General features: G+C 36.0%; 11 protein-coding genes. 6 read left to right on the top strand and 5 right to left on the bottom strand.

Going from position 1 to position 13,411, the window contains the following annotated elements:
• Window positions 1-910: 910 nt before the first annotated feature.
• Together KTI78_RS11630 and KTI78_RS11625 are read right to left on the bottom strand one after the other, a co-directional pair.
• Window positions 911-2,344 (bottom strand): amino acid permease, encoded by a 1,434-nt coding sequence (locus KTI78_RS11630; protein WP_016142926.1) that lies wholly within the window; start codon window positions 2,342-2,344, stop codon window positions 911-913.
• Between the two features lie 412 nt (window positions 2,345-2,756).
• Window positions 2,757-4,034: a hypothetical protein gene (locus tag KTI78_RS11625; protein WP_262446193.1), complete on the bottom strand. Its 1,278-nt coding sequence runs from the start codon at window positions 4,032-4,034 to the stop codon at window positions 2,757-2,759.
• A gap of 127 nt (window positions 4,035-4,161) precedes the next feature.
• On the opposite strand from KTI78_RS11625, the gene KTI78_RS11620 reads away from it, so the two are divergent.
• Together KTI78_RS11620 and KTI78_RS11615 are read left to right on the top strand one after the other, a co-directional pair.
• Window positions 4,162-4,950, top strand: a complete 789-nt coding sequence (locus KTI78_RS11620) for a class I SAM-dependent methyltransferase (RefSeq protein WP_262446191.1) — start codon at window positions 4,162-4,164, stop codon at window positions 4,948-4,950.
• A 26-nt stretch (window positions 4,951-4,976) separates the two neighbouring features.
• On the top strand, window positions 4,977-5,510 hold the full coding sequence (locus KTI78_RS11615) for a hypothetical protein (RefSeq protein WP_262446190.1): 534 nt from the start codon (window positions 4,977-4,979) through the stop codon (window positions 5,508-5,510).
• Window positions 5,511-5,561: 51 nt separating this feature from the next.
• On the opposite strand, the gene KTI78_RS11610 is transcribed toward KTI78_RS11615, so the two are convergent.
• Both KTI78_RS11610 and KTI78_RS11605 read right to left on the bottom strand, forming a co-directional pair.
• The gene (locus KTI78_RS11610; protein ID WP_262446188.1) at window positions 5,562-6,125 is read right to left on the bottom strand and encodes a hypothetical protein; all 564 of its coding nucleotides are present in this window, start codon (window positions 6,123-6,125) and stop codon (window positions 5,562-5,564) included.
• 139 nt (window positions 6,126-6,264) lie between these two features.
• On the bottom strand, window positions 6,265-6,732 hold the full coding sequence (locus KTI78_RS11605; RefSeq protein ID WP_016142921.1) for a Holliday junction resolvase-like protein: 468 nt from the start codon (window positions 6,730-6,732) through the stop codon (window positions 6,265-6,267).
• A gap of 158 nt (window positions 6,733-6,890) precedes the next feature.
• Between KTI78_RS11605 and KTI78_RS11600 the strand changes: the two genes are divergently transcribed.
• The 4 genes from KTI78_RS11600 (at window position 6,891) to yccS (ending at window position 11,826) form a co-directional block, all read left to right on the top strand.
• The gene (locus KTI78_RS11600; protein WP_262446187.1) at window positions 6,891-7,535 is read left to right on the top strand and encodes a ParA family protein; all 645 of its coding nucleotides are present in this window, start codon (window positions 6,891-6,893) and stop codon (window positions 7,533-7,535) included.
• Between the two features lie 123 nt (window positions 7,536-7,658).
• A complete protein-coding gene (locus tag KTI78_RS11595; RefSeq protein ID WP_016142919.1) occupies window positions 7,659-8,777 on the top strand; it encodes an AI-2E family transporter in 1,119 nt (372 codons plus the stop codon).
• A gap of 125 nt (window positions 8,778-8,902) precedes the next feature.
• On the top strand, window positions 8,903-9,472 hold the full coding sequence (gene sodC, locus KTI78_RS11590; protein ID WP_079284299.1) for a superoxide dismutase family protein: 570 nt from the start codon (window positions 8,903-8,905) through the stop codon (window positions 9,470-9,472).
• Between the two features lie 203 nt (window positions 9,473-9,675).
• On the top strand, window positions 9,676-11,826 hold the full coding sequence (yccS, locus tag KTI78_RS11585) for a YccS family putative transporter (RefSeq protein ID WP_262446185.1): 2,151 nt from the start codon (window positions 9,676-9,678) through the stop codon (window positions 11,824-11,826).
• A gap of 40 nt (window positions 11,827-11,866) precedes the next feature.
• Here yccS and KTI78_RS11580 read toward each other — a convergent pair whose 3' ends face one another.
• The gene (locus KTI78_RS11580; RefSeq protein WP_262446184.1) at window positions 11,867-13,096 is read right to left on the bottom strand and encodes an MFS transporter; all 1,230 of its coding nucleotides are present in this window, start codon (window positions 13,094-13,096) and stop codon (window positions 11,867-11,869) included.
• Between the last annotated feature and the right edge of the window lie 315 nt (window positions 13,097-13,411).

Below are 13,411 nucleotides of genomic sequence, written 5' to 3'. Positions count from 1 at the left end.
CATCAGATTTTTTAAATTCCATTTGTTGATACTAAAAGTATGATCTACTTTTATATATCGATATCTTTTACAAGCTTTCTTTCGTTTAACTTACTGTTTATAAAGCTATCTTTATAAAAGCAAAGTTTAACCACAACCCACTTAATCCAGTCGGCTGAAATATAAGTACAAAAGAAATGACATAACCGTTTGGGAGTTAAAAAGAACGATGATTTATCGAAAAACCATGTGTCCATAAAAATTATTTTGACTAATCGATAGATCCCTCCATTAGTCTTTTTAGAAATAAACATTGTTCAATAATGCTACAGATTAATTATCTCTACAGATACTGCTTAAAATTAAGCCGAAACATAGCTATAAAATCTTCTAATAAATATAGCATAGAGCGCACTCATTTAGAACATTTTAAAATAAATAAGCAGAGAAAAAATAATCAATTCACACTGTTTCTTATAATAAAAAAACAACAAATATTAAAAAAACCTTAACTTTGATAAAAAATTTTTATAGAAAACAAATAACCATAAATGTAAAAAATGATCTAAATTTAAATTATAAATAACAATAACTTAAAAATTAGATATCTATAAAAACTCATCAAAAAATTATGTATTCTCTACATTAAATCTATATTAAGTCCATTTCTAATTCATAATCTATAAAACCCTAAATTTCTCATTATTAAATAATCAGATGAAACATAGACTTAATCAATGAGTTATAATAAATAAATATTAATAAGAATCCGATAAATGGTAATTTCATAAAACAATATTTGTTTCTATGATTAAAATTAAAAAAACATTTTTAAAAAAAATATATAAATTTTACTTTCAAAGTTTCTTCTCAGCCATAAAAAAGGCCCCATATAGGGGCCCTAAAACTACATTTCTGTGTGCATATAAGCTTAGCTCCGCACTTCATCTTTGTTTCGATAAAAAACGAAATAACTTAGATAACATAGAAGAATAAAAATAATGCAACAGATAAAACCAACTTGCATGGATGGATCAAACACCATACTTATACAGGTAACGATACAGAACAGCCCACCTACAATTGGAGTAAGAGGGAAAAGAGGTGCGGCGAAACGTAAATCTTTTGCTGTTTTACCTGACTTATACCATTGTCTACGGAAGTTAAATTGTGAAACACAAATCGCAATCCAAACCACAACCATTGTAAAAGCTGCAACACCCAATAAATTCTTAAAAATTGTTTCTGGTGCAAATTGTTCTGAAAGTAATCCAGGAATTGCACCAAACATAGTTACAGTAATGGCAACAATAGGTGTTCCTGAAGGAGTAAGTTTAGAAAAGATTTTTGGTAATTGATTTTTTGCTGACAGTGACCACATCATACGTGAAGCAGCAAACAAACCAGAATTTGCAGCAGATAGTAAAGCCGTAATAATTACAAAGCGAATAATGTCTTCTGCGTAAGGAATCCCAATATAATTAAATACTGTCACAAAAGGACTATTACTTACTTCATTCGCGCTAAGACCTGCAAGTTGATACGGCAGTAATGAACTAATCACTACAATCGTACCCACAAAGAAAATCAGTAATCGCCAAATTGCTGCATTAATTGCTTTAGGAACTGTCTGTGCTGGATTTTCCGCCTCCCCAGCCGCTACTCCAATTAATTCTGTACCGGAAAAAGCAAAGTTAACAATAAGCATGGTGGCAAAAATTGGGAAGAGACCATTTGGAAACCAACCGTGAGCCGTCAAGTTGCTAAACAATGGCGCCGTTTCATGTCCGTGATAAGGAATAAAACCAAAAATTGCCAGTAACCCAAGCCCAATGAAACAGATGATGGTGATAACTTTGACGAGTGCTAACCAAAATTCAGACTCGGCAAATAATCGAGTTGAACTAATATTAAGGAAAAAAACTAAGGCACCAAAAAAAAGAGTCCAAGCCCATACTGAGGTAGAAGGAAACCACTCCTGAACCAGTAAAGCCGCAGCGGTAAACTCAGTTCCTAAAGTTGCAGTCCAAGTTAACCAATAGAGCCAAGTAATCATATAGCCCGTACCCGGACCGATATAACGACGAGCGTATTCACCAAAAGAACCTGATTCAGGCACATGGACCGCCAGCTCACCAAGACATAACATCACGGTATAGGCAATTAAACCGCCCAAAAAATAAGAAATAATTGCGCCAATTGGGCCTGCTTGGGAAATTACATCACCAGACCCTAAAAAAAGACCTGTACCTATGGCACCGCCAAGGGAGATCATCACCAAATGTCGAGTACTCATTGCTCGTTTCAAAGGTGCAGAACTTCCATGTTGCGATGCATCATTATTCCGATAATTTAATGATTGCATATAAAAAACTGTAACGACAATTTAGTAAAAAATCATTTTAGGAGAAAAAAATAAATATGCAATTATCTTTAAGGAGTGGATTTATTTTAACCACGCCTCTTGTATTAAAAACAAATAATATTTAAAAACAATTATTTAAGATTTTTTATAGTTATAACTGTATTTTAATTAACCTTATATTATTTCCAAAATTTATATATATTAAAAACCCATTTATTTTCAAATATAATATTTATATACATGGCTGGTCATGGCTGCTTTTAATACAGAGAATATGTACATAATAAACACACTATTTATTTAAATAATGAGTTTTAAAATAATATACAAATAAGTTTATAAAAAAATTTTTTTAAGCAAAAAATAAAGCTCAAACTTTCAGGTTTGAGCTTTATTTAAGCGCTATAAATTTTTAATAGCTAATTGGAGTCAATTGTTCTGTAGGCTGGATTGAACCTTCTGTAAATTCACACAACCCTTGTTCATCACAAGACAAATTTAGTTGCTTATAGCTAATTGAAAAAGAGTCAGAATATTTTTTGACTACAAACGGGCTCATATCCGACGTTAAAGGCTCTTCACTCTTGAACAATTTAATGATCTTACGATCATTCATAGCTAACAAATAAATTTCATTATTTAATTCAATATGCACTACACCTGTGTGTTCAGCCACAATTGGAACCAAATAAGATTTATTCACCAGCAGAGTATCTACCGCATAGTTTTCAAACTTTGAATTAATGAGGTTGAATACCAGAACTGAACCAAAGCTGGTCTGCAAACCTTCTTTATAACTTGCAGCTTCCTGAATTCGCTGTATTTTAATACCCAACTTTTGAAAGTCTAGCTCCGTTGCTTGCTTACTCTTTATCAGGCTACGCGTAATAGCCTGTTTAAGAGGGTTATCAAAATAACGTTCATCGAGCTGAAAATCGTTCTGACGCAATATTTTTAACAACATTTCGTCATGATGGGTAAGAACATGCGCAAGTACATTACGGAAGTAAAATTTACTTTGCTTTTTGACCTTACGAACCCGCTGGTAAAAATAGATTTCATCGAAGTCATGTTCAATAAAATCATGCAATAAGCTTGAACTTGCCAATACAGACAATGCTTCATGACCAGTAAATGGCAAATGAATCGTATGTAAGCTTGGTAACAGCTCTTTTATTTTTAAATAATGTTCACGATCAATCGAGAAATAAGGGTCATAAACAATCACGTATTCACGTGTTGCATCCACATCTTGCGACTGGATTTGCATGTCTTTATTTGCCACAGCATCAAAAAACTCAGCATAGCGTCGATCTTCAACCTGCTCAGGATCAATTGAATATTGAGGCACAAATGCAATCACACGATTCATATTCAATAAATTAGAATATTTAATTGCTGCATAGCCGCCCATTGAACCGCCATAACCCACAATATTTTTAAAGCCTTCTAAAATAGGCGAAATCGCTTTTGCCAGCTCAATCATGCTCGCTTGAGGAAACCATGATTTTTGTTTTGGCATTACCCCAATAACATTATATTGGTATTTAATTAGGGACTTTTCAGCATTGATAGATAAGCCACTCGCTCGGGTAATCAAATCGCCAAAAGAGAGAACCAATGTATTAGAATCGCCTGGTAAAAAAATGGCTCTAATGTGTTCGTCTTCAAAAATAATTTGCTTATCCATGCTCACACCGAAAGAAAATTTACTCCCACATACAACGTCAAAAATGAAACAAAATAGGTGTTTTGCCAATTTATGATTGCGGAGTATCTTATTTTATAGATGCCAGTCAGATTAAAAAGCGCAAAATATGACACAATCCTTACATCCTGCCGCTCAAAAAGGCTTCAGTTCAGCTGCTGAACTATATCAGCAAGTTAGACCCAATTATCCCGCAGAAATAGTAAGTTGGCTGCAAAATTGCCTACAAATACAGGAAAACTCTACTGTTATTGATCTTGGATCGGGTACTGGCAAATTCTTACCCTACTTAAAACAAACACATGCAGATGTTATTGCAGTTGAGCCAATTGGCGAGATGTTACAGCAGCTCCAACAAGTTTATCCTGATATCAAAACATTACAGGCTTTTAGCAATTCAATTCCTGTAGCAGACCATATAATTGATGCCATTATTTGTGCGCAATCTTTTCACTGGTTTGATAACCTAGATACCTTAACAGAAATGTATAGGGTCTTAAAACCGCAAGGACATTTAGGACTCGTTTGGAATCAACGCGATGAACGTACGGACTGGGTAAAAGCCTTAGCTGATTTTTTACTCCCACTTGAAGGAGACACGCCACGTTACCATAGTGAAAAGTGGGAACGTGTGTTTGAACAACAAGATTTATTCGTGTTTGATAGCCTACAAACATTTACACAGTCACAACATGGTCCTGTCGAACAAGTCGTAAGTAAACGTTTACTCTCTACGAGTTTTATTGCTGCAATGACTGAAAAAGATCAGTTACAACTCAAAGCACAGTTTGAAAAAATTGTTTATGATTTTACGGGATTAGGTCCTCAAGATCAGATTGATTTTCCATATGTTACGTATGCATATCACTTTCAGAAAAGTACGTTAGCCGTTAAATAATTAGTGAATAGGTTTGGTTGAAAGTTATGAAGAAGAAAACACCTCAAATCATATTAATGTCTTTGCTTTGCTCTGGCCTATTTCTTACTGCCTGTAAAAAAGCGGATGAGCCTGCTAAGACGGAGCAACCTTCTGCCACCTCGTCTACCGATCAGGTTTTAGAAAAACTAAATGAAAGACCTGTTAAGACATTCCCTGCCACTGCTGATGACGCACACGATATTGCGCTATTAGAAGATTATGACCGTCGCTTTACAGAAATGAGTGATGAGATGGAAAGCGAATTAGCAAAAATGCATGAAGCTGGAACTCTGACTACAGAGTTTGAGCAACAACGTACTCTTGATAATGTACGCTCTTCTCTGACCATGTTAAAAGATTTAGATTTAAAAACTGAGCAAGGCCGTTACATTCAGGGTTTATTTTATCAATATTGGGAAAACCAAGAAAAACATTTGAGTGATAAGCAAGCCAATAAAGATGAACAGATCAACGATCTTGCTGACTATTTACAAGCGCAAAATCAATTGAAATATTGGAAAGCATCGCAACAGAAATAAATATTAAATTGCTTATAAAAAGCCTTCATGAATATGAAGGCTTTTTTCAAATTATATATTTTGTTTTTCAACCCAATGAATTGCCTGAACGCGGAACAATTCACATGCTCCATCGCCTGTGTCGGTTGGCGTAAGCGATGATTTCCAGACTAAATTTTTATCCTTAATTTCGACAAGGTCACCTTTAAGATAGACCAGATCACCACGTTTAACGTGTTTAATCTGCTCTGCAATTTTCGGGTTCGCAGGAATGATGTGCATGTTAGACACCATTTGCATGGCCTGCTCTGCTGGAACAGGTAATTTAGGAATTTTCCAGTTTAAATAACGGTCATATTGTTTCACTGAAATATGACGTGCAATTTCAGGCTGTGCAAACAATCCCCAACTTACTGCATAGTCGATAGGAGAAAACTTAGCTTGTTCATCATTTTGATAAACTTTTGAGCCCAATATTCTGAAATTTCCTTGAAAAGGTTGTAATACAGAAATAGATTGATCTTTTTCTATGGGATTCAAACCATTGGCAATATTATATTCACTTGAGGTCGATGCAAATGCTGAACTCATGCCAATAGCAGCTAAAAAGCCCATCACCAAACGTTGTTTTTTCATCGCGTTACACCTCAAATATTGCTAGATCAAAGTGAATAGATCTTCAATTTATAATAGCTTTAAGCGATGAAAAAAATACCGAAATTTAGTAACAATACAGATCAATTTCGTCTTTTTTTGTGCTGAATTAAACAGCTTATTAATCTTCAAAATCTATTCTCAAAGTTTCAAAACGAACTCTACCTTGTTGGACCGCTTGTGCAATCGCCTGTTGCCCCTTCGTGAGCCTAGCCCCACCGCTTTTTACATCGAGTAGAATAATATTAATGTCTTCTGCTGTCCCATCACCATCGCGAAAATCGGTATATCCATCAAAAATAATGTAGTCCACAGGATCGCCCATGAATTTTGCATCGCTGGGTAAATATTGAAATTCAGGTAAAACCGGGGCAAATTGTTCTGCCATTTTTCCTTTCAACACCGCACGGCTTGTATTTACACTTCTCTTTTGTGCTTGTGTGAGAGCTTGTTGATGCTCTAGTTCAAGTTCAGCAATATATTGCTCATATTCAGCCTTAATTCGTCCATTGCGAGTGTTTGATAAAATAAGAGTAGTGATAATGATGCCAATTCCAGCACCAATAAGCATGGCAAGCCATACAGACATAAACTTTCCTTAAAAAGTGCGAATTAAGATTACAGATCTAATCATATCTAAAATAACGAAACAGCTTAAACTTTTGTCAAATGCGGTCATCTCCTTCACACAAAAAGATGCTAAGGTATAAAACATAAACAAATGTGCTGCTGAAAATAACTGGATTTATGAAAACGATACTTATTGCAAATCAAAAGGGCGGATGCGGAAAAACCATGACGGCCATTACGTTGGCAACAGCATTGGCACAAAAAGGATATAAAGTAGCATTAGCAGATTCGGACAATCAAAAATCGGCTTTACAGTGGTTAAAACAGCGCCCTAATACTGTCGCAAGAATTCAAAGCCTTGACTGGCGTCATGAAAAATCAATTGGTGATGCACCCAAAAATCTGGATTATTTAATTATTGATGCGCCTGGTGCACTTTCAGGTGAGCATGCTGAACAACTGATTAGTGAAGCTCATGCCATTATTACTCCACTTCAGCCTTCCTTTTTTGATATAGACAGCACGCGTCGTTTTTTAAAACATTTACAGGACATCAAACGTATTCGTAAAGGCAAAGTACAGATTTTACTGCTTGCAAATCGAGTAAAACCTAACAGTGCTAGTTCAAAAGATATTCAACAGTTTTTTGAAAAAATTGAACAAGAACCTGTTGCCTGGATTGCAGAACGCAGTGCGTATGGCAGCTTGGCAATGCAGGGTTTAAGCATTTTCGACAAGCCACAAAAAAACTTTATTAGTATCCAAAATCAATGGCAACCAGTTCTAAATAAATTAATTGAAGATAAAGCTGAGTGGTTTTAAAGAAATTTAAGCACGGAAACTGAATGTATAAGGTTCTTTACATTAAGGCCTTAAAATTTGCCTCAGGTTATTTTTCAGTTAATATGACTTTATTCTATGTAGAAAATTAGAGAAATATTGTTCGTGCATCCATACGCTCCTAATTTACAGCGCGTTTTATTGTTTGGGCTGTTTTTTATTTTAATTTTTTTAGGATTTAATATCCTGAAATACTTTATTGTTCCTGTACTTTGGGCTGCCATCATTGCTTATATGACTTGGCCTATTTATTTAAGAATTCAACGTTTTTTTGGAGAAAGCCGTAATACTTTAAATGCAACACTCATGATCAGTCTGGTCATTTTGGTTGTGGGTGTTCCTTTTACATGCGCTATTTTTATTTTGCAGCATGAAGGTCGCAATTTATATTTTGACTTACAACGTCAGGTTTTTTCAGGCCATTTAAGTGTTCCTGATTTTATTCGGAATCTTCCTTTTATAGGAAAAGAAATCTCTCGCACACTCAATGAATTAAATAATGATCCTAATAGCACGATTCAAAATATCGCAGCTTGGGTACAAAGCCATTTAAGTTATGGTCGTGTGTTGCTCGGTGAAATTAGTAAAAATGTTGTCAAACTCGGCTTTGCGGTATTTAGCCTATTTTTCTTCTATCGTGATGGACAACTGATTTTATCTCAGGTGAGTAAAGCTTTAGAAATGGTGATTGGCCCTCGTATTCATCATTATCTTGATACGATTTCTGAGACAACTCGTGCAGTCGTGTATGGCGTGGGTTTAACTGCAATTGCTCAAGCTGTTTTAGCTGGTTTAAGTTACTTTGTAGCAGGTGTACCAAATCCTATGGTACTCACTATTGCTACTTTCTTATTGGCTTTAATTCCATTTGGTACTCCAATTTCTTATTTAGGCGTTGGCTTATGGTTGTTCTCTCAAGGTCAAACCATGGAAGCAATCGGCGTGGTTGTGTGGGGTGTAGTCATTGTCAGCAGTTCAGATAATGTTATTCGTCCACTGGTGATTTCTGGTGCTACCAAAATTCCATTCTTATTAATTATGTTCGGTGTATTAGGTGGTATTGCGAGTTTTGGATTGGTAGGTCTATTTATTGGACCTGTCATTTTGGCTATTTTGCTAGCAATTTGGCGTGAATGGTTACATGAAACGATTGAACCAGAACCTATGCCAAAAACCACTATGATTTATGATTCTGATCATGAATCTTCAACTGATAAAGAGTGATATCGCTATTTAATTTAAAAATGTTTCTAGATACAAATTAACTATTTAAATTAACTTGTAGGTTAAACCTGCGTTTGTTTGAATCAAACGATCATACATATTTATAAGGACATCCAATTATGCAGATGTTTAATAAAATTGGAGCGGTCTGCGCGCTTACGGCTCTTTTTACGGTTGGCTGTAGTTCGGTCACAAAAACTGTTTCTGACACAGCTCAAGCATTAACCACAATGCATACAAAAAAAGTGGTTGATGTAAATGAAGTAACTGCTAACGGTATTGGTAAAAAAATTGGTACGGTTAGCTTCCAAGATAGCGATAAAGGTTTAATTATTACCCCAGCCCTTGCTGACTTACCAAGCGGTACTCGTGGTTTCCATATTCATGAAAATGGTTCTTGTGCACCTGCTGTAAAAGATGGAAAACCTGGTGCAGCTTTAGCTGCGGGTAGTCACTATAACCCGAACCAAGCACCTCACCATGGTACACCAACTACAGGCCATCTCGGTGATCTACCTGTTTTAGTAGTCGATAATACAGGTGTTGCAACAACAGCTGTGATCGCACCTCGATTAAAACTTGCTGACATTCAAGGTCGAGCTATTATGATCCACGCGGGTGGCGACAATTACTCAGACTCACCTCAACCTCTTGGTGGTGGCGGAGCACGAATTGCGTGTGGCGTGATTAAATAATTGATGTCTTTTTTAAATTGTGGGTATCTAAAAAGATATCCACAATTTTGCTAATTTTTTAATCATTACAACTTGGTCTAAGCATAATAAAATCTTAAAAATTGACTGACTTTTGTAGATAAAAAGAATAATATTTTTGAAGTAATAAAAATTTAAAGTTTCATACTGCTTTCTCACGTATTCTCTAAGTTAGAACAAAAGCCGTGAATTATCTGACCCAATTAATTAATAGCTTTAAGACAAACTCTATTTTAATTTATTGCCTGCAAATTTTAATTGTACTCACAGGCACAACTTTAGGTTTGCTTTGGTTAGGACATAACGAGCTAATTGTTCCAGTCACTTTAGGAGCAATTGCAGCAGCTTTAACAGACTTTGATGATCGTTTAAGTATTCGATTACGTAACTTGGCCTATGTCTGCCTGCTCTTTTTTACAGTCAGCAGTATCCTTGGCTTTTTAGCTCCCTACAAAATTTTCTTTATTTTATATCTCTCAATCTCAAGTGCTTTTTTTATTTTATTAGGGGCCTTAGGACAACGTTATGCCACGATTTCTTTTGGCACAATTTTGCTCTCAATTTATAGCATGTTCGGGGTAGGTGAATATGTACATTGGTATCAACAACCTACCTATTTTGTGTATGGTGCTCTCTGGTACGGTTTAACTTCTATTTTATTTTTTATTATTAAACCTACCCTTCCCTTACAAGACAAACTCTCACAAATCTTTCAAGAAATTTCTGCACTACTGCAAGCTAAAGCACGTTTGTTTGATCCTGACAATAAAGAGAATGTAGAACAGCTTTTATATGAACTATCCTTACAAAATACGCAAGTTGCCCAAAGCCTGAATCAAATCCGCAGTTCCCTACTTACTCGATTGAAAGCTTCGAGGGTGAGTAATAGAAGTATCTATTGGCTAAACCTTTATTTTTTCGCCCGTGATATTCACGAGCAAGCAACTTCAAATTATTTACATTACGAACATATTCAACAGAATTTTAGCCGCAGTGATCTTATTTTCCGTTTCCAAAAAAACCTACGACTACAAGCGCAAGCATGCCAAAAATTAGCTCAATGTATTTTATATAACCAGCCATTTCAGCCTTCGCAAGAAAGTCAGACCGTATTAGGACATTTGGAAAGTTCTTTAAAAGACTGGATACAACAACATCCGCAAAATTTTGAAGTTAAAAATTTAAAACTTATTTTTGATAATTTAAAAGGAATGCATGAACAGTTTGAACAACTGCAATATGCACAACCCATCCCTGAAAATAGCACACACACAAGACAAGAGCACTTAAATTTACTTGATGATGATATTCAAGGATTTTCAGATCTTATCTTAAAAATTCGGCAACAACTTACACCGCAGTCAGCCCTGTTTAGACATGCCGTACGAATTGCTGTGGTTTTTGCGGCAGGTTATGCGATTTCGTTATTACCCTTTGCGCAGCATGGTTATTGGATTTTGCTCACTAGCTTATTTGTCTGTCAGATTACTTATTTTGCGACTAAAAGCCGTCTTAAACTAAGAACTATTGGCACCCTACTCGGCGTTTTATTAGGTATACCAATTTTATATTTTGTTCCAAGTATTGAAGGCCAGCTCATTCTTACCATTATTTGTGGAGTTAGCTTTTTCTACTTACGCCAGAAGAAATATGCCTTAGCAACACTGATGGCAACCTTAATGGTATTGCTCATTTTCAACTTAAAAGGTGCAGGTTACAGCATTATTTTACCTCGCCTAATCGATACCTTATTAGGCTGTTTGATCGCATGGCTTGCCGTAAACTTCATTTGGCCCGACTGGAACTTCCGTAATATTCCAAACAATATTAAGAAAAGTAGCAAAGCCACCTTAGATTATTTCAATATGATTGTTGAACAATATCAATATGGAAAAAATCAGGATATAGAGTACCGCCGAATTCGTCGTGCTGCGCATAATGCTCAAATCGAGCTATCAAATATGATCTCGAGTTTAAGTGCCGAACCGAACCCTAACCCTCAACTCATCCATTATGCTTTTCGTTATCTGGTTTATAGCCACAGCCAACTGAGTTACGTAGCAGCGTTAGGAAGTCAGCGTCAAAAAATTGATGATGAGCAGATTTTGCAATTATTGTTACGCTGCCAGCAAATTATAAGCCAGAGTGTTCTTGAGCAGTCACTTCCCGACCCGAAGCTTATTGAACAAACCTTACAAGAAATTCAAAGCATAACTGCACATGAACACCTTTCCGAAAAATATATATTAGTCTTGAAACAAATCACTTTATTGTTAGAAACTTTGCCTGAACTATTAACGCTTAAAGGCAAGCTTTTAGAACAAGAAATGACCTAAAACAAAAAAATACCGGAATATTGATTCCGGTATTTTTAATTTAATCATGTCCTTCGAGTTTTCTTTCTTGCATTTCCTGCTTTAGAGCAATTCGCGGTTGGCTAAACCAAAGAGCAATAAAGGTAAATGCAGATAATGCAAAAGCCCATAAATGAAATTGTGTATAGAGGTAACGTACTAGCTCAATCATTGCAAAGAAACTCATCATCAGCAACATCGAAACTGCTGCAGCAACCGTTCCTTTTGATACTTCAGATGACATGAGTGCAAAACGATATAAGACTGAGAAACTAATCCCTTCACCAAAACAAATCAGAGTCATACCTGTAAGCAAACAAGGTATGAGATAGGTTTGCCATACCACGCCTAAGATTAAAATGAGTGTACCCAACAGCATAATGGGCAAACCCATCATGACCGTTCTACCTAAAGCCAAACGGTCAATAATTTTAATTAAGACGATGTTGCCGACAATCAAGCCCAAAAATACGGGGAATTGAGCTAAACCATATTGCACACTGGTAAGCTTCAACTCATCAACTAAAATGATGGGTGATAAAGCAATCCATAGCATTAAAGGCATGCCCACTAAGGGCAATGCAAGGCTTAGACCCAAAAAACGACGGTTGGTAAACACCTTCTTAAAGTCATCAAAAAGATAACTAAAGGGTTGCTTAGTTACACTCGCTTGCTGGCTTGGCATCTGTTTTTTCAAACCGATCCAACTGAGTAATGCCAATACAGCAATGGCGACAAAGCCCCAATGCCAAGACACATAATCAATTAAAAAAGCTCCAAGTACAGGTCCGAGCAAGGGCGCAAGTAATGAGATATTCGCCATGAGTGCCATGACTTTAATCGCATCACGCTCAGCAAAACTTTCTTGAATGGCCGCATAACCAACGGCTGAAATTACGGTTAAGCCAATTCCCTGCAAAAATCTTAAAGCTAGAAATTGCTCGATTTGCGTCGTCAGTAAAATTAAAAAACAGCATAGTGCAAAGAATAAAACTCCTGCTAATAGTACTTTTTTACGTCCGAGCCGGTCCGACAAAGGCCCAAGCAACCATGCAACTGTAGCGCCGCCTAATAAATAAAATGACATTGAAGAGGGTGCCCAAGTTGCACTCACCCCAAAATCTTCAGTAATTGCCAACATGGCTGGCTGAATCAAGTCATTACCAATATAAACCGCAAATTCAAATAGCACTAAGGCTAAAGGAAACATCAACGTTGTACGGTTCAACGTTGTCGTTTGAATATTTTTCATGAGTTGTACACTTCAAAATAGCGGCCATATGTCTCTATGACTATCTACAAAATAAGATGTAGTCATGACGATGACATGTATGGTCAATCAATCTTTAGTTAAGTTGTTATATGCCGTGAGAGTGCATGTTTAGAATGTGAAACACCGTATTCACAAGGTGTCTAAAACGAGAAAAAAATATATGACGTGAGATTCGGTAATTTTTACCAATCGGCACAATTGCCGAGCGCAACAATAGCATTTTTTAAATTGATCAGCAATCATGCAATTTCAAGAAATTCAAATTTCAGTTTTTGCCCTAAAAAAACTAAAAAT

Source organism: Acinetobacter sp. WU_MDCI_Abxe161, assembly GCF_025514355.1.
GTDB lineage: Bacteria > Pseudomonadota > Gammaproteobacteria > Pseudomonadales > Moraxellaceae > Acinetobacter > Acinetobacter pittii_E.
The sequence above is the reverse complement of the archived record's forward strand: the minus strand, read 5'-3'. Positions and strand labels throughout refer to the sequence as shown.

What these genes read in the sequence shown, in the direction of transcription:
- KTI78_RS11630 (WP_016142926.1), bottom strand. Translation starts at nt 2,344, where the DNA reads ATGCAATCATTAAATTATCGGAATAATGATGCATCGCAACATGGAAGT.
- KTI78_RS11625 (WP_262446193.1), bottom strand. Translation starts at nt 4,034, where the DNA reads ATGGATAAGCAAATTATTTTTGAAGACGAACACATTAGAGCCATTTTT.
- KTI78_RS11620 (WP_262446191.1), top strand. Translation starts at nt 4,162, where the DNA reads ATGACACAATCCTTACATCCTGCCGCTCAAAAAGGCTTCAGTTCAGCT.
- KTI78_RS11615 (WP_262446190.1), top strand. Translation starts at nt 4,977, where the DNA reads ATGAAGAAGAAAACACCTCAAATCATATTAATGTCTTTGCTTTGCTCT.
- KTI78_RS11610 (WP_262446188.1), bottom strand. Translation starts at nt 6,125, where the DNA reads ATGAAAAAACAACGTTTGGTGATGGGCTTTTTAGCTGCTATTGGCATG.
- KTI78_RS11605 (WP_016142921.1), bottom strand. Translation starts at nt 6,732, where the DNA reads ATGTCTGTATGGCTTGCCATGCTTATTGGTGCTGGAATTGGCATCATT.
- KTI78_RS11600 (WP_262446187.1), top strand. Translation starts at nt 6,891, where the DNA reads ATGAAAACGATACTTATTGCAAATCAAAAGGGCGGATGCGGAAAAACC.
- sodC (WP_079284299.1), top strand. Translation starts at nt 8,903, where the DNA reads ATGTTTAATAAAATTGGAGCGGTCTGCGCGCTTACGGCTCTTTTTACG.
- KTI78_RS11580 (WP_262446184.1), bottom strand. Translation starts at nt 13,096, where the DNA reads ATGAAAAATATTCAAACGACAACGTTGAACCGTACAACGTTGATGTTT.